Annotated in this window: 17 protein-coding genes and 1 pseudogene; 14 read left to right on the top strand and 4 right to left on the bottom strand. The window is 34.8% G+C overall.

Annotated elements, in window-relative coordinates:
* From C228_RS0112460 to C228_RS0112450, 3 genes are all read right to left on the bottom strand, one after another.
* On the bottom strand, positions 1–941 hold a 941-nt coding region (locus tag C228_RS0112460; protein ID WP_018652932.1), incomplete at its 3' end, for a DUF4123 domain-containing protein.
* 114 nt (positions 942–1,055) lie between these two features.
* On the bottom strand, positions 1,056–3,134 hold the full coding sequence (locus C228_RS0112455) for a type VI secretion system Vgr family protein (protein WP_018652931.1): 2,079 nt from the start codon (positions 3,132–3,134) through the stop codon (positions 1,056–1,058).
* Positions 3,135–3,192: 58 nt separating this feature from the next.
* The gene (locus tag C228_RS0112450) at positions 3,193–3,462 is read right to left on the bottom strand and encodes a PAAR domain-containing protein (protein ID WP_018652930.1); all 270 of its coding nucleotides are present in this window, start codon (positions 3,460–3,462) and stop codon (positions 3,193–3,195) included.
* Positions 3,463–3,721: 259 nt separating this feature from the next.
* Here C228_RS0112450 and tssB point away from each other — a divergent pair, with 259 nt between their 5' ends.
* Genes tssB through tssM form a run of 12 tightly spaced genes read left to right on the top strand, consistent with a single transcriptional unit; the run spans position 3,722 to position 18,289 of the window.
* Entirely contained in the window at positions 3,722–4,219 is a 498-nt protein-coding gene (tssB, locus tag C228_RS0112445; RefSeq protein WP_018652929.1) for a type VI secretion system contractile sheath small subunit, read from the top strand.
* Positions 4,220–4,230: 11 nt separating this feature from the next.
* Positions 4,231–5,718, top strand: a complete 1,488-nt coding sequence (tssC, locus tag C228_RS0112440; protein ID WP_018652928.1) for a type VI secretion system contractile sheath large subunit — start codon at positions 4,231–4,233, stop codon at positions 5,716–5,718.
* A gap of 8 nt (positions 5,719–5,726) precedes the next feature.
* Complete coding sequence (gene tssE / locus C228_RS0112435; RefSeq protein ID WP_018652927.1) at positions 5,727–6,143, top strand: type VI secretion system baseplate subunit TssE; 417 nt, start codon at positions 5,727–5,729, stop codon at positions 6,141–6,143.
* Positions 6,144–7,898, top strand: coding sequence for a type VI secretion system baseplate subunit TssF (tssF, locus tag C228_RS0112430; protein WP_018652926.1), 1,755 nt, complete (start codon positions 6,144–6,146; stop codon positions 7,896–7,898). It abuts the gene before it with no gap.
* Positions 7,862–8,860, top strand: a complete 999-nt coding sequence (gene tssG / locus C228_RS0112425; protein WP_018652925.1) for a type VI secretion system baseplate subunit TssG — start codon at positions 7,862–7,864, stop codon at positions 8,858–8,860. The genes tssF and tssG overlap by 37 nt, the downstream gene beginning before the upstream one ends.
* A complete protein-coding gene (locus C228_RS0112420; RefSeq protein ID WP_018652924.1) occupies positions 8,861–9,625 on the top strand; it encodes a hypothetical protein in 765 nt (254 codons plus the stop codon).
* 13 nt (positions 9,626–9,638) lie between these two features.
* Positions 9,639–10,322, top strand: coding sequence for a type VI secretion system lipoprotein TssJ (gene tssJ, locus C228_RS0112415; protein WP_018652923.1), 684 nt, complete (start codon positions 9,639–9,641; stop codon positions 10,320–10,322).
* A gap of 3 nt (positions 10,323–10,325) precedes the next feature.
* Positions 10,326–11,672, top strand: coding sequence for a type VI secretion system baseplate subunit TssK (gene tssK, locus C228_RS0112410; protein WP_018652922.1), 1,347 nt, complete (start codon positions 10,326–10,328; stop codon positions 11,670–11,672).
* Positions 11,672–12,514 (top strand): type IVB secretion system protein IcmH/DotU, encoded by an 843-nt coding sequence (gene icmH, locus C228_RS0112405; RefSeq protein WP_018652921.1) that lies wholly within the window; start codon positions 11,672–11,674, stop codon positions 12,512–12,514. Before tssK ends, icmH begins: the two co-directional genes overlap by 1 nt.
* Before the next feature lie 18 nt (positions 12,515–12,532).
* Positions 12,533–13,174, top strand: a complete 642-nt coding sequence (locus C228_RS0112400) for a type VI secretion system-associated protein TagO (protein ID WP_018652920.1) — start codon at positions 12,533–12,535, stop codon at positions 13,172–13,174.
* A 1-nt stretch (position 13,175) separates the two neighbouring features.
* Positions 13,176–14,636, top strand: a complete 1,461-nt coding sequence (tssA, locus tag C228_RS0112395) for a type VI secretion system protein TssA (protein WP_026313302.1) — start codon at positions 13,176–13,178, stop codon at positions 14,634–14,636.
* Complete coding sequence (gene tssM, locus C228_RS0112390) at positions 14,633–18,289, top strand: type VI secretion system membrane subunit TssM (RefSeq protein ID WP_018652918.1); 3,657 nt, start codon at positions 14,633–14,635, stop codon at positions 18,287–18,289. Before tssA ends, tssM begins: the two co-directional genes overlap by 4 nt.
* 353 nt (positions 18,290–18,642) lie before the next feature.
* Here the strand turns inward: tssM and C228_RS0112385 are convergent, their stop codons facing one another.
* Positions 18,643–19,158, bottom strand: coding sequence for an Hcp family type VI secretion system effector (locus C228_RS0112385; RefSeq protein WP_018652917.1), 516 nt, complete (start codon positions 19,156–19,158; stop codon positions 18,643–18,645).
* Between the two features lie 339 nt (positions 19,159–19,497).
* Here C228_RS0112385 and C228_RS0112380 point away from each other — a divergent pair, with 339 nt between their 5' ends.
* A complete protein-coding gene (locus C228_RS0112380; RefSeq protein ID WP_018652765.1) occupies positions 19,498–20,805 on the top strand; it encodes a DUF4123 domain-containing protein in 1,308 nt (435 codons plus the stop codon).
* Between the two features lie 4 nt (positions 20,806–20,809).
* Positions 20,810–21,709, top strand: a pseudogene (locus C228_RS13720) (alpha/beta hydrolase); the annotation flags it as partial.

The raw sequence follows: 21,709 nt of genomic DNA, 5'->3' as shown, positions 1-21,709 counted from the left end.
GCGAAAGCTTCTATCACACATTGTCCGTCTCTTACCCCGAAGAATGATGCAAGTTTGGCTGGCGAGCGGGCAATGTAGCGCAAGTAAGCGACCAAAATAATCGGGTCATAAAAGCGGAAGAAATACCATTTCTCATTTTGTTCGCTGTAAAGATGAATAAACTTACGCAGATGATAAGAAACCGCCTCAAAAGATTGCCGGCTGCGAATAAAAATAGCGGGATTATCATCCCACGCCCCCAACCAAGGCTGTTCAGCTTGGGTGAAAAGCAGTTGCACGAAAGGACTGGTTTCATAGTCCGTCACGGTAAGTTGAGCAAGATAAGGCGCATTGTTATCCATTTTATCTCTGAGTTCACCTTTATATAGTGATTCGGTTTTACCTTCATGTTCACTTAATTGCGGTAGCGTGAAAGATTTTACGCCGTCAATGACGGCATAATAACGCCTATCTTGCTCATTGGCTTGAAAGGTGGGGTTCGGGTAATACAAGCCCTCTTTTGGGTTATTCGTTGAAGTCAGTTGTTCAAAGAAGGGATGATTGATGAGCTTCTCTGGCAAATAAGTGGCAAACCCGTATAGTAATGTTGGTTGTTGAACAAAAGGCGCAATGGTCGTACTTTCTTCTATCAGGTAACGGGTTTCGTCGGTACGATGATTTTCTTGTTGGGCAAGCAGAAAACGTAATTCATCGGCTTTGAGTTGCTGAGCTTGAGCAAATATAGCAGCTTGGTGCCCATGGCGTTGAAACCATGTAATAGCAGGAAGAGGTGCCAATTGGCTGGTGAGCTTGCATTGATATTGTATTTTGTAATGTTCAATTTTTTGCTGAAACTCATCGCGACTTTGTGCAAAGCCGATAAGATGACCGAAATAAGAATCTTGAGGTTGGGCAAGATAAATTAGCTGATAATAGCCCACCCAAAGTTGTGATTCTGCCATAGTTTATGCTGTTCCGAGGTTAAATGGCGATAAAGAGTGCGGTCGATTTTACTTTAATTTTTCTTAAGCGGAAAGGGGGAGGCTTCCCCCCCTTTCCTTGTGTTTTTTAAGCGATTACCCTGCACTTTGCTTTTGATTTTTCATCGCTTCACACACTTCACAAGTTGGTTTAGCATCGTTTGCCGTAAAGGATAAAACTTGCGGTGATTCTGGTGTGCCACCTTGCTGGACTAGTGCGCCTTTTACGGTCACTTTGCCTTTTAGTGTAATCCCTTTGCTGTCGATTACGATAGTGCCAGCTTTTCCGCGAATTTTAAGCAGACTTGAACCAGTTAGTTTCATATTTTTACTATGTTGTTTGAACTCTGAGCCTACTTTCATCAGTGCATTACGATTGGCTTGGTGAGAATAATCTCTTCCTATTTTGGCATTATGATTAGCATACACATCTAACGCAAAATGATTCCCGATATTCAACACATCATCCTTTTCAATCTTAGTCATTCGATTGCGATTGATTTTGTTAGATTGGTCGCGTCCGACGGTTAAGGATTCGTCTTGTCCGACGGTTTCAGTACGGTTGTTGCCGATGTGAATAGTTTCATCGTGTCCAACTTGTTCAGTTCGGTCGTGACCAATTTGGGTGGTTTCATCGTGTTTTACCACATTGTTTTGGTCACGTTCGGCATGAATGAAGACTTCTTCCTTACCGTTTTCATCTTCAAAACGCAATTCATTAAAGCCGTTACCTTTATGGGTTTTGGATTTAATCGTCATTCGAGTTTTATGCTCTGGCAGGGCATAGGGTGGCTCGGTAGTACTATGATAAGTACGCCCGATAATTACTGGTTGGTCTGGGTCACCTTCTAGGAAATCCACCATCACTTCGTGCCCGATACGCGGAATAGCGATATGTCCGAACTGTGAGCCCGCCCAACCTTGGCTTACGCGAATCCAGCAGGAGCTATGTTCATTGTTTTGTCCTTCTCGGTCCCATGGGAACTGAACTTTTACTCGTCCCCATTCATCGCAATAAATTTCTTCGTCGGCAGGGCCAACGACATGTGCCATTTGAGAACCTTCTACCACGGGACGAGGTTGAGGTTCAGGGCGCCATTGAGTAGTACTTGGAATGAGTTTAATGCGATTTTCATAGCGATTTCCGTCTTCACCTGCCTCTTCCTCCAGCACACCGGGCTGCCAACCATAATGCTCAACGCCCACGACTAACCAATCGCTATTAAATGCAGCACGACTATGACCGGTTAAACCAAATACATAACCGGGTTGAACGCGCAAATCGTCACTTTGTGCTAAAGCGACTTCCGCTTCACGGCGTTCATACTCTAAACGGTATTGAGTAAAAGGTTTGCCTTGCGCATCACGTTTATATCGTCCCGGATAGTCATAACGTTCATAAAGCCCGCTATTCTCTTGGCGGGCTTCACCTAGAACATTGGCGCCTTGTAATACGGATTGATGTTCTTGGCTATAACGCGGATTGGTGAAAGTGTAATCCCGTAAGGTTTGGATGTTTGAACCAAGTTTCTCTTCATATGCCCAATGCCATACGGCTGCTTCAGGGCGTTCACCGGCAGGCATAGCATTATAGACTAAAGTGCCTTTTTTCTCGGAAAGGGCGCTGTTGTTGGAGAAGTGGAGAATATGGCTGTCATTTTTGTGCTCAAAATAATAGTAGGAACCTTCTTCTGCGGCTAAACGTTCAATAAAGTTTAAATCAGTTTCACGGTATTGCACACAGTATTCGCGTGTCCAATATGGGGTTTGCAAATGAAATTGGCTTTGGGTGACCTGATTTTTTTGTAGCAGTGTTTCGATAATTTCTTGACTATTTTGTTGCTGAAAAATACGAAGGTCAGTTTGTAAACTGGCATGGGAAAGTAACGGTTCAATCACTACATGATAATGTGTACGAGAAAAGCCACTTTCGCCTTGGTTGAAACGGGTCACAATACCATTAACATGACGCACTGCTTGGTCACCTTGCCAGAAAGTAAGAGTTGCGGGGTGATCAATAATGGTGAGAAAATTAGGTTCAGAGCCAAAACTAGCTACATCTAATTCAAGATGGAATAGGCTGGAAAGTTGTTCTTTTAAGACAAAACGAATAACATCGAATTGGGTAATGCCGTTTAGGGTTATGCTGTAGCGGTAATCTGATTGTACTGCCATGGGGAATTTCCTAATCAAAAAATATGGTTTCAATAATTGATGTATATATAACTTAAAATTATTCTTCAGCTCGAACAAGGGATTGTGAAGCAATAAGCTCAGCACCACATGATGTTCTCATGCCTTCAAGAGCAACACCTCTGCCATTAGCAGACATCTTTGATGAACCTTCAGCAATTGGGTAGTTACCTTTACATTTAGGGCAAGCGACAAGATCGCCTTGTAAAGCAATATTTTTTCCTCCAGCAGTCATAGAATGTGAACCTTGCAGGACGGTTCCTCCGTGACTAGTTTTGTCTCCGATGACGATAATGCGACGTGCTGACATGCTTTTTCTCCTTTTTATGAAACTTAATTCGTATATTCTAAACTAGAATGATTAAATTTTCTTTAGCTTATTGATATTTTAGTACTTTGGGGAAAATTCCATAGACTAATTTTAATTAGAGAAAAATATGATTAAATTTATTCCACTGTTCATTTTATATTGCGTTTTATCATTGATTTAGTGATAGCTATTTTCTATAATCCTCTCGTTTCGGCTTATTATACATAAAAAATAGTTTAAATTTTAGAGGGAATTTTATATGTCTAAAACAGGTTCTGTTGCACCGAAAGAGCGCATCAATATTAAATATACACCAGCTACAGAAGGGCAGGTGGATGACGTTGAACTACCATTAAAACTTCTTGTAACTGGTGATTTTAAAGGTACCGCTGAAGAATTAAACCTCGAAGAAAGAGAGACTGTTTCCGTAGATAAACACAATTTTGATGCGGTAATGAAGCAGTCAAATTTAACTATTGATGCTGTTGTGCCAAATCGTTTGGAAGATGGCTCCGAGAATCAAGATATTAGCGTAAGCCTTAAAATAGAAAGTATGGCTGACTTCTCTCCTGATAATATTGCGAAGCAAGTTCCGCAACTTAATAAACTATTAGAATTGCGTGAAGCACTACTTGCCTTAAAAGGTCCAATGGGAAATATTCCTGCATTTAGAAATAAATTACAAGAGCTTATCGCTGATCCAAATGCAAGAGAAGCATTAGAGCAAGAGTTAGCTATTATTTTAAAAAACGAATAAGGTAAGAATCTATGGTTGCTAGTAATCAAACTACAAAAGCTGAGAAAAAAGTTCAGATAACAAGTTTGTTGGATCAAGTGATGGAACAAACTCGTTTTAAACCAGAAAATGAAGATTATAGTATTGCACAACGAGGTATAGCAGAATTTATTTCTGAAATGTTGAAATCAGATAGTGCAGATACTGTTGTAAACAAGACATTAATTGATGAAATGATCGTTCGTCTTGATGAAAAAATTAGCCATCAAGTGGATGAAATTTTACATAATGAAAAATTCCAAGAAATGGAATCTGCTTGGCGAGGATTGAAGTTACTCGTTGATCGTACTGATTTTCGCGAGAATATCAAAATTGAAGTACTAAATGTTAGTAAAGAAGAGTTACTTGATGATTTTGAGTATGCGACAGATGTAACTCAAAGTGGTTTATATAAACATGTTTATTCTGCTAACTATGGGCAATTTGGTGGTGAACCTGTTGCTGCAATTGTGGGGAATTACACTTTCACACCATCAGCACCAGATATTAAATTATTGCAATATGTTTCTTCTGTTGGTGCTATGTCCCACGCGCCGTTTATTTCAGCGGCAGGTCCTGAGTTCTTTGGTCTAGATAATTATGCTTCTTTATCTGAAATTAAAGAGATAAAAGATATTTTTGAAGGCCCTCGTTATGCAAAATGGCGAGCTTTGAGGGAATCAGAAGATTCTAAATATTTGGCATTAACGATGCCACGTTTTTTATCTCGTTTACCTTATGATCCAATTGAAAATCCAATTAAAACTTTTAATTATCGTGAAAGTATTGATAGTAAGCATGATAATTATTTATGGAGTAATGTTGCATTTTTAATGGCTTCAAAACTGACTGATAGTTTTGCTAAATACCGTTGGTGTCCAAATATCATTGGACCACAAAGTGGCGGAGCTGTTGAAGATTTGCCTGTACATTTCTTTGAGTCATTTGGTCAATTGCAAGCAAAAATTCCAACTGAAGTATTAATTACAGATCGTAAAGAATTTGAATTAGCTGATGAAGGTTTTATTCCTTTAACGATGCGTAAAGGCAGCGATAATGCGGCATTTTTCTCTGCAAATTCAGTTCAAAAACCGAAAAAATTCCCTAATACGGAAGAAGGAAAAGTAGCAGAAACCAACTATAAACTTGGTACACAATTACCATATATGTTTATTGTGAACCGTTTAGCGCATTATTTGAAGGTATTGCAGCGTGAGCAAATTGGTTCATGGAAAGAGCGCCAAGATTTGGAGCGTGAGTTAAATGTTTGGTTAAAACAATACGTTTCTGATCAAGAGAATCCTCCGGCTGAGGTGCGTAGTCGTCGTCCTTTACGTTCTGCAAAAGTAGAAGTATTGAGTGTTACAGGTGAACCAGGTTGGTATAAAGTATCTTTATCTGTTCGACCGCATTTTAAATATATGGGAGCAAGTTTTGATCTTTCTCTTGTTGGTCGACTAGATATCGATGGTAATAAGTAACTATTTTTATGGGATTTTGGGATAGGATTAAAAGTGCTTCGCAAAATACGGATGCCATAAAAAGAAAGACGGAAGTAGAAGTTGTAAGCGATTTAATCCGTTCGATAAAAAAGAACATAGAATTAGTATTAAATTCAAAAGAAGGGTGTACATTATGTGCGCCCGATTTTGGGTTAAAAGACTTTAATGATGCGACTGCTACAACACGAAGCTTGAGCCAGACGATTATTTCTGATATCCGTGTAAGTTTAGAGCGTTATGAGCCTAGAGTCAGGATTACGAGAATAGAATATATTCCTGATGTATATGATGTACTTCAACTTAATTTTCGAATTACTTGCGTTGTATTATTGAAGCAGAAAAATGAGTTAACTGAGTTGAATATTATTCTAGATAGTTCAAATAAAAAGTTTAAGGTTATATAAATGTCTTTGAAAGAGTTTTTTAGAGCTGAATTAGATTTTCTTAAAAAAGACGGTCAGCATTTTTCAAAGGCTTATCCGCATTTATCTCGTTTTTTATCTGATGAGATTGTTGATCCTGAAGCTGAAAGAATTATTGAGTCTTTTGCATTTTTGACTGCGCGTTTGAAAGAAAAAGTACAAGATAATTTGCCAGAAATAATTCAATCAATGATTCAACTTCTTTGGCCAAATTATCTTCGTCCTTTACCTAGTTGTGCAATTTTAAATTTTCAGCCAAAGGAAAGGGCGATTACAACAAAGCATATTGTGAAAAAAGGTATGTTTGTCTCTTCTAAGCCTGTTGATGGTACAGCTTGTCAATTCCAGACGACGATGGACGTTGCAATTTATCCATTGGTGTTAAACGCTGTCAATAATACAACAGGTACAGAATCTACAGCTATTGAGCTTGATTTGGAAAATATAACAGATGGTGACTTTTCATCACTACAATGTGATGAGCTATCTTTTTACCTATCAGGTAGTGATTATAGTGCGCTGACATGTTACCAATGGATTTTTAATTATCTCACAAAAATCTATGTAAAATCAGGTGATACAGTAATTAATTTACCTCTTGATATTATTAATCCTGTTGGTTTTAATAAGAATGAATCATTGATTCCATATCCAGATAATGCATTTGATGGATATCGGTTGCTTCAAGAGTTTTTCTTTTTTCCTAAGAAATTTTATTTCTTTAAATTAAAGCAACTTCATTTATATTTTAGAGCAGTTAATACGAAAAAATTCAAATTGGTGTTTGAGTTTAACCGAGCTTTCCCAAAGAATCTTAAACTAACGAATTCAGATTTTTCACTCTATAGTGTACCAGTGATTAATTTATTCGAAAATGATGCTATTCCAATAAATTTTGATGGAAAAAGAGATTTATATCCTGTAATTCCTTCTGGGTTTAATCGTGAGCATTTTGAAGTTTTTGATATTAAAAATGTAACAGGTTCAAAAATAACTAACTCACTTTCTCCTAGTAAAGTGTATATTTATAATAAATTTGAATCATTTGCTCACAATCTGAGTTTAGATAAAAAAGGATATTATAAATCAATTATTAAAAATAATATCGAAGAAACAGGATATGAGCATTATATTTCTTTTGTTTCTGATACGAATAAATTATTAGAAGGAGCAAAAGAAACAATATCTTTAGAATTAGAGTGTACTAATCATAGTTTACCTGAGTTATTAGGAATAGGTGATATTTGTGTTCCATCGCAGAATACCCCTTCTTATATTGACTTTAAAAATATTACGTTACCAGTGAAAACAGTTAGGGCTGTTTTAGATGAAAAGCTTCATTGGAGATTAATTTCTAATCTTTCACTGAATTATTTATCTTTGACAAAATTGGATGTTTTAAAGGAAATTTTATTGACTTACGATTTTTCTGGTATTTATGATGTTCAAGCAATGAGGCGGACGGAAAAAAGATTAGCTGGAATAGAATCAATTTATACACAGTCTATTGATAAAGTAATCAAAGGAGCTATATACAGAGGACAGAAATCTATACTTAAAGTAAACAGCAATAATTTTCTTTGTGAGGGAGAGCTTTTTCTTTTTGGTTCTGTCTTAGCCGAATTTTTTAGATTATATGGAACAATTAATTCATTTCATATATTGGAAATAGTGAATACAAGTAATAATGAGATTTTTAAATGGGAACAGAAAATATCTCTTCAACGAGTGATCTAAATAAATTTGGATTTCATCAGCTTATTGAGGCTCTTGCAAATCTATCATCTGTAGAATTAGATAATTTAGAAAATACATTAATTGAAGAATCAATATTTCAATTTTTTAGCAATCCTAAACTCAGTTTCCCTGTTAACGATGTAGAACAATTGTCTATTCTTGAGGAAAACGATAGACAGAAGTTTCAGTTTTTAGTCAATTTTTTAGGATTGCAAGGAGTTTCAGGACCTTTACCTGGCAGTGTCTTGGATGATATTGCTGAAGATTCCCATGAAAGTGAATCAATTCAAGCGAGATATTTAGATTTTTTTAATCATCATTTAATTGGAATATTTCATCAAATTTGGAGAAAGTATAAATATTATATTAAATTTAAACCTGATTTTTCAGACTCCTACTCTCGAGATGTATTAAATCTACTTGGTCTATCTAGAGAGTTTTTAAATTTCTCTCATCTAAATTGGAATAAGATTTTCTATTATATTGGTTTAATTCAATCTGGTATTAGAACATCGAGTGTTATTACTGAAATATTACAGCATTACTTTAATTTGGACAATATATATCTAGAAGAACATGTTCGCCAGTTAGTTGAAATTGGAGAAGAGCAAAAAAGTAAACTAGGTATGAGAAATGCGGTATTGGGTGAGAATTTTATTTCAGGTAATAAAATCGAATCATATACAAATAAATTCAGAATAAATATAAATAATTTAGAACTTGATACGTTCTATCAATTTTTACCTAATACACCAAACTATATACATCTCCAAGAATTGATTCGCTTTTTGTTAAAGGATCCATTGCCTTATGATATTTCATTGAGCTTACATCCTAGCACGCAATCTACATTTATTTTAGGAACAGAAAACTCCAGTTTTTTGGGGTGGACAACTTTGATAAATTCTAATTTATCAGAGAGATGTTATTTGAGTAAGGTTATCATAGAAGGAGGTACATAGATGTATAAACTTTTATTGATGGTAACGGATGCTTTTATGCTAGAGCGAGGAACTCAACCTTATTGTTATTTTGATTTTTCGGGTGGTTTTATTGGCGCAGGGAGTTATGTTCGCTGGAAAATTAACAATTTAAAAAATAACTTTTCTGATATTGAATTTGAAATAAAACATTATGATGCGAACTTCTGTTTGATTGCTCATACAAATAATATTTTTATCAATAGAGCGACGCGTTCGCTTCCTAAAGGCGGTATAATAAGATTAAATGATAATGATCTTATCTCTTTATTTAATTACAAACTTAGAGTTAAGATTTTTACTAATGAAGCCGATGTTGTCACTTTACAAGATGAGCTATCTCATTTAGTGAATAAGGTAACCGATAAAACTATACCATATCTAGATCAGAAAGATACTTACTTTATAAATAGCTTTAAAGGTAATAATGAATTATTAACGTTAAAGGAAAACAGCCAGAATTTAGACCCTTTATTGGCATTAAAAGTAGATGAAAAAGCATATACAGAAATTATTGATGGTGCTTATCATCAAGTTCGAAGTACAGATTATAAATTTTTTAATCCGTATATTGAAAGTGGGCTAGAATACTATGTTCCTTCTGAATTTCGTTCTTCATCTGATGAACTTCAGCTAGATAATTTAATTGTAAAGAATGAAATATTAAAACAGGATGAAGTATCATCTTTAAATAAGACTGAAAAGTCCGCTAATATTATTCTGGATCCTCTATTTTTTATTAAATAACTAAGGAAAACTTATGAAATTAAAAGCTTTATTTATGCTTGTTATGGTAGCATTTACGATTGGCGGTTGCTCTACTTCCAATATGCCGAAAGAAAATCCTCGCTTAGCTAAGGCGTCAACTTATTCACTTTCTATTTATGCGACAGATCGTGCTAATATTAATATTTATTCTCCTAAAGACGATAAGGTTGCAGAAGTTAGCGATGAAATCGATATGGAATATATTGATGAATTAGATATTGCGAAAGGACCGTCAAAGCGTCCAATTACAATCGATGAGTATAAAAAAAATATTACTGCAAATAGTTCTAACGCAGATAGAAGGGTTATTGAACAAGAAAAAGGTAAAGCAGATGCTCGTGCTACACCTGTTATGTTGAAAGTATTCCAATTAACAGACAAATCATTATTTTTAAGTAGTACTTATGATGACTTTAGAGGTAATGATTTTACTGAGTCCTTAGGTAAAACCTATATTTCTAATATCGATTTAATTATCACTCCTAATCAATTTAGATTTATTGAACCTGAGTCATTGAATGAAAAAGCACATTATATTGGTGTTGTAGCTCTTTACAATAATTATGAAAATCGTAAATGGAAAGGAGTTGTTCAAGTTAAACCAAAAGGTGGAGAAAGCTATCCTTTATTAATTAGAGTATTAGATTCTAAAGTTGAAATTTATAAGGATAATTAATCAATGTCTTTATCGCATCGTGTTTTATGGAAAGAGGGGCTATTTATTAGACCTCAACATTTTCAGCAAGAAAGTCGTTTTCTTACCTCTCAGTTAAAGCAGGTTATAGATATTTGTGCCTATAACCTAGGCTTTGAAGAGATTGTGCTTGATCACCAACAGCTTGTTTATGGCAAGTTTGCCCTTACTCGATGTAGAGGCATAATGCCAGATAGAACGCTTTTTGATTTACCTCTGACAGATAGCCTTCCTGCTCCTATAAGCATTAATCACAATCTAATTGGCGAAACTATTTATCTTTCTTTGCCTATAGTAGCTGATGGAGAAAGTGAAGTTAATTATCTGGTAGATAATTTAGATCTTGTAAATTCTAGAAGTGAGATTATTTTTACAGAGGTAAAAGACGCTCATAGTGAAAATGGCAACTATGCTCAGATTGAATTGTTAAAAAATCAATATTTTTTAAAATCATCTTTGGATGATCTGAGTAACTATATTTCTTTACCAATTGCAAAAATAAAAGATATTTCTTTAGATCATCAAGTAATATTGGATGATGATTTTTATCCAATGTCATTGCATATTACTGCGATGCCAAATTTTATGAAGAAATTATCTGAGTTATCAGATTTAATTTCATTACGTGCTCAGAGCATTGTAAACAGGATTGGGCGTCCAGAGCAATCCGGTATAGCTGATGTAAATGACTTTCTAATGCTTTTAACATTAAATAGGGTACTACCGTTAGTAAAAAGTACTGGTAAGCTAGGCAAAAGTCATCCTTTACATGTGTATGAATTGCTTTCTTCTTTACGTAGTGAATTAGCTACGTTTGTATTAAAAGAACGCTTTTCAGAAACCTTCTATGATTATTTGCATGATAATCCAGCATCGTCTTTAAACTTATTATTTAGTGATATTAAATCTTACTTAAGTGTTGTGACCAATGCTAAAGTTATTCCATTACCTGTAGTCGCACATCAATATGGTATTTATACTGCTCAGGTGAATGATTCATCTCTATACTCAAGTGCTGAATTTATTATTGCAATTAAAGCTCATATGCAGCCGGATTTATTAAAAAATCAATTTGTTCAACAGACAAAAATCTCAAGTATTGAACAAATTAATCAATTAGTACATTTACAATTGCCGGGTGTACCTGTACATACATTGCCAGTTGCTCCAAGATATTTACCTTATCATTCTGGATTTATGTACTTTCAGTTAGATAAAACATCTCCTTTTTGGGAGAGCTTAGTCTCATCATCTGGCTTTGGGTTTCATATAACAGGAAATTACCCGGGGTTAGAGATTGAATTTTGGGCTATTCGAGGAGATTTAGCATAATGAGCAATTATGAATTACTAAATACAGATGATTCTTCATCAAGTATGCCTTCGGATAGGGTTTTTATTACTAATAATGTTCCTATTATTAATGAGAAAACTGATCTGTTATATGCACAAGTTGGAAATGTTGATTTCGATATTGATTATGATTTTCAATTACAGACTAGTTCTTATAATCCACTGATTGAATTAGCGAATCCTTTGCTTGCAACAGCACTTCGTTTAAGAAAAATATCTCATTTAAATGATATAGCTGCTCTATATTCTAGAATTCAGAATGAAATTTCTGCTTTAAGCGAAAAAGTAAAAGAGTTAAATTATGATAGCGCTTTTCAGCTTTCATTTAGATATTGTTTATGTACATTTATTGATGAAATGGTAATGTCAACGCCTTGGGGAAGTTCTTCAGTATGGGGACAGCGTTCCTTATTAGCATATTTTCATAATGAGACGTGGGGCGGTGAAAAATTTTATTCTATCTTATCTAGGACAATGTTAGAACCAGAAAAATATCATGAGCTTTTAGAGTTTATGTATATTTGTTTAGCTCTAGGATTTAAAGGGCAGTATGCATTAAGCCCCCACGGGCAAGAAAATATACAAAATATGCTGTTAAAGCTACAAAAAACATTAAGACCGTTACGGGGTGATTATCAGCGTAATCAACAAATTCATTTGTATAAAAGTGATTATACAGTAAAGAAACCGCTTTCATTGAAACACCTTACATGGGGTGCCTCGTTAGTGTTTGTCTTAATTTATTTTTTATATAGTATGCTTTTGGATTCATATTCCTCAGAAATTATTAGTAATATCAACGATATTATCAATAACATGTAATATTTTATTAAGGGGATTATGGTGAATACTTCTACTTTTTCTTTAATATATAAATCGGCTCTATTAGGCTTATTATCTTTATTTTCTGGAAATATCTTATCAGAAGAAAAAATTAGCCAGGTAGAGCAATGTACGTCTATTAAATCTAATGCTAGCCGTCTTGCTTGTTTTGATAAAGTTTTTAATACACCGGTTAGGATAAATATTATTGATGATCGAGCTATGGATAATATTATTCCTAAGCTAGTTAGTGATATTTTTACTTTAGCAAAAGATGATATTCATGATTCTCTTGCTGAAGCTAATCTAGAAGTTGCATTATCAAGTAATGATCAGCATGCGGCTGTATATATTGCTTGTAAAGATAATATTACAAGATTTCAAATTGCATTAGATAAACCAGTCAAACGGAATGTACTTAATGTTCATATAGTAAATAACGATACTAACCAAGTTGCTTCGAAAATTGATTGGCAAAGTGCAGAGCGAGGGTATATGCTAGATTCAGGTAGAGGACTTTATGCAATTCAGCAATTGAAATCAATTTTATATACTGATTCGTTTACTGTTTTATTACCTCAAGAGAATCTACGTTTTACATTTAAGAATGGTGGTTTGGCTTCAAAAGTAGCATCAATAAGAAAAGAATGTGGTTGGTAAAATGAAGTATCAAGATATTTTAAATGATATTGATGGAGCTGCTTTCCCAGTAGGTATTCCCGATGAAGAAGGAGATGTTTTTTCTGCTATTGATGAGCAGGTGATGAAATTTGGCTCATTACAACATGATAGTATAGATTGGAATGTATTAATTGCTAATTCCCAACAGTATTTATCAGGCGTTTGTAAGGATTACAAAATATTGCAATACTTAGGATATGCTTTATTGTATAGAGGATTTAAATCCAATCTGATAGATTTTTTAACTCTATTTTCCGAATTTAATAAAAAATATCTTTTTAGCGCTTATCCTAAACCTTCAAAAGATAATAAGATTGATCGTTTTAAAGAAAAATCAATAATTCTTATCTTAGAACGAATTGAAAATGCGGTAGGGAATAATTTTGATGTGAGATTTACTCTTTCAGATAGTAAAAATATTACGCAACTTACTAACGAGCTGAAAGCGCAACTCGCAGAATATATTTCTAATGCAGAATCTATTTTTAATCGATTACAAAATTTCGTAAAAGAACGGTCAGATTCTGAAGAAGAAATAGCTCTACATAAGCAAGAAGTAAGTCAAGAACATAGTTTACAAGTTGAAAGAGAAATAACTCCTTCTATTCAAGATAACATCACTAAGAGCTATTTAAATCTCTCTATTGCAGATAAAATTGATTTGACTAACGCTCGGCGATTAAAACAGTTTTATTTCCAAGTTGCAGATACAACTTGTTCCCTTGAACCATCATCCATACTTGGTTATGTTAGTCGCCGTTTCGGGCTGTGGCACAATATTACTCAGTTACCAGAAATGAATCCTCAAGGAAATACGATGATGCAATCTGTTCCTCTAGATAAGGTGAGCGATTATAGAGAGCAGGTTATGACATCTCCTAGTATAGAATTACTTGGACGCATAGAAAAAACAATCACAACGAGTCCATATTGGATTGAAGGAAGCTACTTATCTGCTAAGTGTTGTCAGGCTTTAAAATTTAATGATGTTGCAGAAATAATTAGAACTGTAACAAAACAGTTCGTTGATAAATTTCCTATGTTTCACTCGGCCAAATTTCAAAATGGAGAACCTTTTCTTAGTGAAACAGTAGTAAATTGGTTAGTGGATAAAGAGGTTACGAGTAATTCACAAACTCAAGTGTCATCAGTTGTTGATTTAACAAATAATTTTGATGAAATCTATTCCTCTAATGGATTTGTATCAGTACTAAAATTGATTGATGAACAACTAGAATCTATAGTGGATACTCGTTCTCAACACTATCTTCAATTTGAGAAAATACGTTTCTTTTTGAAAGAGGGAATGCTGAGAATTGCGATAAATGAGCTTTTAGAATTGATTGATAATTGCAAAAAATATACTGTGGAAGAATGGGATAGTACTTTCTTCACTAAATTGGAACAATTAAAAAATAAATTATTAAAGGATAATGAATGAATTACCTGAACCAAATACTAGGTCTCTTTCGCCAATTTACATATCTAATTTTTTCTCACTTAAGAAATTCATTTCCCGTATTATTTGTAGTGGGATTAATTTTACTTTTTGCTGGAATTTGGACTTATGGAACCTCATGGAGCTTTTTTGGACTATCTAATGAAAATGGCTGGGACTATGAACTTGCAAAACAAGTAGGAACGGGAAGTCGAATTATTGCTACAATTATTGTTTTATTAAGTTTAGCAATTATTGCGATTTTAAAACTTCAGCTAAAAAATGTGCGTTTGCACAAAGAAAAAAATGAATTAGAAAAAGAGCAAGAAGAGAAAGATGTCATTCTGCCCTATATTAAAGATCAAGATGATAGTCTTGAGTTAATGGCTGAATCTTTAAAAGCGCATTTATCTAATAAAGATTATATTTACCATCTTCCGTGGTACATGGTAATTGGTTCTAATGAAGCAGGCAAAACGAGCTTTATTAATCGTTCTAACCAAAAATTTACGCTGACAGCGGTTGAGAGAACCTCTAAACGCTATATGCGTGAGCATTCTATGTATCAAATTGATTGGTGGGCGAGTGATGATGCTATTTTGCTTGATCCCGAAGGTGGTATGATTCAGCAATTAGGTACAGAGCAAGATCCTGATGGGAAGATTGCAAAAGGGTTATGGAGGCATTTACTTGATTGGATTAGCGATGTTCGACCTCAGCGACCAATAAATGGGATTATTTTAGTTGTAGATTTGCCAAAATTAATTGCTTCGAATCATAGTGATAGACAGGCATTAGCGGTGATATTACGTAATCGAATTCGTGAAGTGACAGGGCAATTTGGTGCACGTATTCCTGTTTATGTTGTATTAAATAAATCTGATCTTATTGAAGGTTTTGAGACTTTTTACGGTGATTTAAAACAAACTGAGCGTCATCAGAATCTTGGTTTTTCTTTTACCCTAAATATTGAACAACAGATAGATAATTGGACAAAAGAATTGGCAAATAGTTATTCAGCTTTTGTAAAAGAAGTTGAAGAGCTTGTTTTTGATCGCCTTGCAGGTACGATTTCTCAGGAAGAACGTGAGTCATTGTATATGTATGCCCGACAGTTAGGAGGGATGCAAAATATTTTACTTCAGTTCATCAGCGATGTGTTGGAAAGCGATCGTTTTACGACTACCCCATATGCGCGAGGTGTTTACTTTTCTTCAATTTTTCAAGAAGGTATTCCAATGGATTTCTACCAAGCGGCAATTTCTAAGCAGTTTGATTTACCTCATGTTGTACCAAGCTATTTACCTGAAAAATCTCAAAGAACATATTTTACCTATAACTTCTTTCAAAACATTATTTATCCAGAAGCAGGATTAGCTAGTGATAATGAAAAAGAAGTTCGTAGAGGTAAGCGTAAGTTTGTATTAGGGACAATAGGTGTTTCTATTTGCGGAATTTGTATGCTGGCCATATGGCAAAATTATTTTTATCAAAATAAAACTACTTCAACTAAAATTTTGAAATTAATAGACGAATTTCGAGAAATGAATGTGAGCCAATCAATGGATCCAACTGGTCGAAATTTATTGAAGCCATTGAACGTATTGCGTCAAGCTACGTATGCTTATGGTGATTATCAGAAAGCTTTGCCAATTATTGAAGATTTTGGCTTGTACCAAGGTAAAAAAGTAGGTGAGAAAGTGAGTGAAGTCTATAAAAGATTCCTTGGTGAACGCTTTTTGCCTGAAATTGCAATGGGATTAATTGAACAAATGGATGCATTGCCTGAAGATAGCAATGAAGGGCTAGAGTTGTTACGTGTTTATCGTATGATCGATGACATGGAAAATCGTAAGGTCAAAATACCGGAACAATGGATGGCTAAATATTTGCAAAAAAATTATCCAAAGAATCTAGATATTCAACGTCAGTTGATGGCTCATTTTAGTTATGCTATGAAGTATATTGATCCGGATTTAAGTATGTTTGATAAAAAAATAGCGGAAAAACAGCAAAAATATAGTGAGTTACCACTGGCTGACCGTATTTATCAAAATTTTAAAATCTTGGCCAATACAGAATTACAACCAGCAACAGATTTAAAAGCTGAAATTGGACAAAGCTTTAGCACGATCTTTAAAATAGGTTTAACGGAAGAAGATCCTAATGTCTTCTTTAAAGATAAAAATATTAGTTGGTATGGAACATTGATTAGTCCGTTATTTACGGATTGGGCATATAAAGATTTCTATGATCCCAAAGCTCAAGATTTATTGCAGTTAGCTGCAATTGATACTTGGGTGCTTGGTAAACAACAAACAATTAATTATTCTAAAGAAGATTTAGCAAATTTATCAGATGAAATTCGTGAACGTTACATTACAGATTATATTGAAACGTGGCAAGATGCATTAAGTAATCTTGAAGTTGTACATTTTAATGATTTGCAGCATGCAGTAAATGTACTAGAAGCATTAACTAATAACGATAAACCATTACAAAAAATAATTAATCTTGTAGATAAAAATAGTGATATTTATCCAAGTCTATCTGATGCTAATATAGAAAAAGCAAATGAAGATGCCAATATTGCAACAGCAAATCAACTGGCATCGTTACAGATTGCTCAGCATTTTGCTCCATTAACAAATGAGTTAAAAGCATCTACAGATAGTCAACCACATATGGATTTAGTGATGAAAAAACTTTCTGAACTTAAGTTCTATATGCAGATGATTCAAAAATCACCAGAGCCATCACAAACTGCATTGAAAGCAATAATGTCAGAATTGAATTTAGAACGAACGAATCCAACGATTGATTTAAGACGTTTAGCTGATGAAATGGCTGAACCACTCTCTACTCAATTGAATCAGATTGCAGATGAGGCATGGTCATTAGAATTAAAAACGGCACTAAGTGAAATTAACACATTATGGAATCGAAATGTATATAGCTTCTATCAAAGTAGAATCGCTAATCGTTATCCAGTAAATCGTAAAGCAACACAGAGTATTTCATTAGATGATTTCAGAGAGTTTTTTGGACCTAATGGACGTATACAACGTTTTTATAATGATTATTTGAAATTCCTTTTAGAAGATAATGCTGAACTGTCAGTTGTAAATGGAGAAAGTATGATTTCTTCTGAGTTTTTGATTGCACTTCAAGACTTGCAAGATATTCAAAGAAATTATTTTGATTCATCTGGTAATGTAAGTATTTCGTTCAGCTTAAGACCATTAGGACTTTCAGGTAAATTTATTACCTCAACGTTCAATATCGATGGACAGTTACTGAAGTATAGCCACGAATCTCCGTCTGCTAGTCGGTTAATTTGGCCAAATACAACTCGCCAAGATGTAGAAACCAGTTTAACTTTAGTTTCCTCAACTGGAGATTCTTCTACATTACGCCGAACAGGTGATTGGTCTCTATTTAGAATGTTTGATATAGCATCCTCAAAAGATAACGGTCAATCGTTTGATCTTTCATTTAAATTAAATGGTGGCGCAATAAATTATCGATTAGTTGTCGAAAATGGGACGAATCCATTCTTTGGCAAGGTATTGAGTGATTTTAGATTACCACCGAAATTACTTAATCTTAAAAAGGATGCTAGAAAATTATTAGAACCAGTAGATATTTATGAATAAGCGAAGTCTTTTAAAGATCGACCTATTATAAATAGTAACTAACTCTTAAGAGGGGAGCTTTGTGCTTCCCTTTTTTAGTAAAGCTGATTAAGAAATAGTGGAATTAAGATAGTTTTAATGATTTATAGCGTGAATTTTTTTAAAGTTATTTACATTTAAATCTTCTAGATGAATAAAAGGAGTTTATCATACTACGCTAACTATAGTACTGAATTAAATTTTGGATATGGCTCTTTCATTAGTGAAAGAGTAGCAGAAAGTGGAAATTTATTTGTATATTTCAAAAATTTGGCTCAAAGCACTTTACTATAGCGCTTTGAGCCAAATTTAAATAGGATATCTATATATCAAAATTAAACTTGGGGTCTACGCCAGTCATCAGAGCCTGATGTGCCAGCAATAGTATGATCCCAGTTAATTTTACGATAGCTCATACTTACTTCTAATAGTTGAGTATATGGCGCATTACTTGGATCTTGTGCATTTGGCATTACTAAGTTCATATCAACGATTACCGCATCTTCTAATACAGTAGAGAAAAACTCTTCTTGACGACCGTCGATAGAAGTACGGAACCAAGTTACTGCAACCTTAGGTAACATTTCACCAGATGCTAATGCATTGTACATTAAAGGTACCGCTTTATTTAACGAGCAAGTAAATTTAAATGCTTTATGAACGCGTTGACCAGATGGTTGACCTGATTGTGGGTCGGTTGGAACAGTTACGATATGACTAATAGCTTGAGCCATGATCTCATCTTCATGACCTTCAACATAAACATTACCGACAGAGTCCTCGGTAAATGCGCCTGCTGTAATTTTCCCTTGTTTACTACCTTCAATAGAAATAAATGCTGGTGTAGGCATAAAATTCTCCTAGTGATTTTAAAATTTGAAATATTTTTTGTCTATGATAGACGAGCGTAACTATATCAGATTAAATGTTATTTAACATTAACTTTTCCTGAAAAGAAGTAGCTTTTTGATATTTTTATAATTTTACTTACAAAATTTGTTATTTAATTATTCTTTCAAGTGCTGTTTATTAATGATTTTCTATGAACTTCTGCGTTGATTAGATCATTACAGACGCAACGCATTGATTTTTAGTTATACACACAGTAACATCGTAAGAAGTAATAAAAATTAATTGTTGCTAAAATAGTATGCAAACTATCAAAATAAACCTCATACTAAGGTCAGCTTATGTCGAAAAAAACGTCCATCTATGCAGTAGACGCTCAGTTATATAATGGGAACGAGCAGGAACGCATAATTATATTGATTTATGCCGAGAATGCCGAGGTGGCGAAAAGCCAAATAATGGTTTACCAGCAAAAAAATCAATTGCGACTAAGTTATGTATTACACCCCTTACCACTAGAACTGTATTTCCAACGCCACGGTGAAGAGGCGTTTATTCTGCCATTGAAAAGCCTTTCTCAAGCTGTATCGGAATCTAATCCGCTGATTGTTTTTAATCCCAATCAATATCAGGAAAGTGAGAAAAGCGACACGGCGAGTCTAATTAAAACCGAATCTCTCTTTAGAAAAGAAGAGGAATGCGCGCCGTTTTTGTTCCAGCCTATTCCCGCATCTATCCAGTCTCTGCTCTGGCAAGAAGACAGTGATAGTCAATGTTATGCAATAATCAATGCCGAAGTGAGTTTTTGGTTTCCAGCCTGTTTTGAACGGAGTGATATTCGTTCTGCTTGTTTGTTTAAAGGCGAGGAGGGTGAACGTAGGAAAAATACCGCACCTTATCTATTACATTTGCCGGAACATCACGCTTTTGTAGAAGAACTGTGCAGTGAAGGGAAAGCAGGAGAAGACGGACAGCAACATTGGCATAAGCCGTTTGGTTTTTTCTTTCGCTCGTCCGCAGATTTTGAGGTGTTATTACATCATTTTAGAAAGTTTATTTATATGCCGACGTATGATGAACGTTTATTATATTTTCGTTTTTACGACCCATTAGTGTTGGAGCAATATTTTGACCGCTTAATGTATTACCCGAGAAAACTAGCGACGTTTTGGGGCAGCGGTTTAATTGAGGCTTTTATTTTACCGAAAGGTGAGAATGTAGTTTGTTATACGCCCGATACGCCTATTGATTTTACTCAAATCAAACCAGCGAAAAAGCAGTTTGATAAGTTTGAGATGGACTATGTATTAGCAGAAAGAAATCAGCACTTATTGGCAAATATAGTGAATGAACTTGTGGAAACCACGCCAGCACTGGCGGAATGTTATGAGCGAAGCACGATTGAAAAAGTCGTTCAGTATAATTTTCACCTTTGTAATCAATATGGGTTACATCAAACGATTTATATCAGTCTGTTTAGTTTATTTAATTTAGCCTATGGCGTAGAAATTGATAAGTTAGACACTGAGGGTAAAATCGCTGAGATTTTGCGAAGTCAAAGAAACGGACAAGAAAAATTATATTTAATTAAACAAAGGATAGCTGAGTTGGAAGCAGCTGGAATTATTCATAATAAGTTAGGAGCCTAGCAAGATGGAACATAGTTGTAATAAACCTTTTTATCATCAACTTGTAGAAACATGCCGTTCTGAAAGTACCAAGTCAGGTACGGCGGCTTGTCGGGCAGATATTATCATTCATCATAAGGATACGCTCGGTTATAAATTACCCGCAGGTATTAAGGTGAAAGTGTACGACCAAGATGGCGGGGTTTATTACGGTCAGATTGATGACAACGGCGATAGTCAGCATTTTGGAGTGAAATGTGGTGATATTTCTTGGCAATTACTGAAAGGTACCAGAGTGGCTGCTGGAGCAGATGCTAAATATAATCACAAAGGAGATGGCAGGCAGCTACAAGATAAAGACGAACAAGCGCTATTAAGCACCAGTGATGGCTATGTGTTGCTTCAGGCAAATGCCGAAAAAAATTCAGACCCACGCTTACAACTAGCCAAGCCGTTGCAAGTTTTTGTCTCGGTGAATGAACGGGAGGTGAATGCAATCTATCTTCCGCCACCGATATTATTAAATTTACGCTTTCGTCAGAATCATCAAACGCGATTAACACGCTCTCAAATTAACCAAATCACCTTGGATGGAAATGCCGCGACCTTATTTATTCACGGTTATAATGTTTCGCTTGGTGAGTTGGGGCATTTTCCGCAGGCGGAAGATTTTGATGAAATACCCACTTACTTCAATCTTCCAACGGCAGAAGAAGTCCAATGCCCGTATTTGTATTATGGGGAAGAATTTTTACAGAAGCCAGCCCGTAATATCGTGGCACAAAAGTTACGTTATGGCGAAGATACAGGCGATAACCCACCGGTTAAGCAAGCCTATGCTGAAGCGAATAAGCAGTTTAATGGCAAGAATGCGTTAAGCTGGTTTCCGCACGTAGAATATTATTTAAATCTGGCGGCGTCAGGT

Source organism: Actinobacillus capsulatus DSM 19761 (assembly GCF_000374285.1).
Lineage (GTDB): Bacteria > Pseudomonadota > Gammaproteobacteria > Enterobacterales > Pasteurellaceae > Actinobacillus > Actinobacillus capsulatus.
The sequence above is the reverse complement of the archived record's forward strand: the minus strand, read 5'-3'. Positions and strand labels throughout refer to the sequence as shown.

Coding starts and splice junctions, on each gene's coding strand:
- C228_RS0112455 (WP_018652931.1), bottom strand. CDS start 3,134: ATGGCAGTACAATCAGATTACCGCTACAGCATAACCCTAAACGGCATT.
- C228_RS0112450 (WP_018652930.1), bottom strand. CDS start 3,462: ATGTCAGCACGTCGCATTATCGTCATCGGAGACAAAACTAGTCACGGA.
- tssB (WP_018652929.1), top strand. CDS start 3,722: ATGTCTAAAACAGGTTCTGTTGCACCGAAAGAGCGCATCAATATTAAA.
- tssC (WP_018652928.1), top strand. CDS start 4,231: ATGGTTGCTAGTAATCAAACTACAAAAGCTGAGAAAAAAGTTCAGATA.
- tssE (WP_018652927.1), top strand. CDS start 5,727: ATGGGATTTTGGGATAGGATTAAAAGTGCTTCGCAAAATACGGATGCC.
- tssF (WP_018652926.1), top strand. CDS start 6,144: ATGTCTTTGAAAGAGTTTTTTAGAGCTGAATTAGATTTTCTTAAAAAA.
- tssG (WP_018652925.1), top strand. CDS start 7,862: ATGGGAACAGAAAATATCTCTTCAACGAGTGATCTAAATAAATTTGGA.
- C228_RS0112420 (WP_018652924.1), top strand. CDS start 8,861: ATGTATAAACTTTTATTGATGGTAACGGATGCTTTTATGCTAGAGCGA.
- tssJ (WP_018652923.1), top strand. CDS start 9,639: ATGAAATTAAAAGCTTTATTTATGCTTGTTATGGTAGCATTTACGATT.
- tssK (WP_018652922.1), top strand. CDS start 10,326: ATGTCTTTATCGCATCGTGTTTTATGGAAAGAGGGGCTATTTATTAGA.
- icmH (WP_018652921.1), top strand. CDS start 11,672: ATGAGCAATTATGAATTACTAAATACAGATGATTCTTCATCAAGTATG.
- C228_RS0112400 (WP_018652920.1), top strand. CDS start 12,533: ATGGTGAATACTTCTACTTTTTCTTTAATATATAAATCGGCTCTATTA.
- tssA (WP_026313302.1), top strand. CDS start 13,176: ATGAAGTATCAAGATATTTTAAATGATATTGATGGAGCTGCTTTCCCA.
- tssM (WP_018652918.1), top strand. CDS start 14,633: ATGAATTACCTGAACCAAATACTAGGTCTCTTTCGCCAATTTACATAT.
- C228_RS0112385 (WP_018652917.1), bottom strand. CDS start 19,158: ATGCCTACACCAGCATTTATTTCTATTGAAGGTAGTAAACAAGGGAAA.
- C228_RS0112380 (WP_018652765.1), top strand. CDS start 19,498: ATGTCGAAAAAAACGTCCATCTATGCAGTAGACGCTCAGTTATATAAT.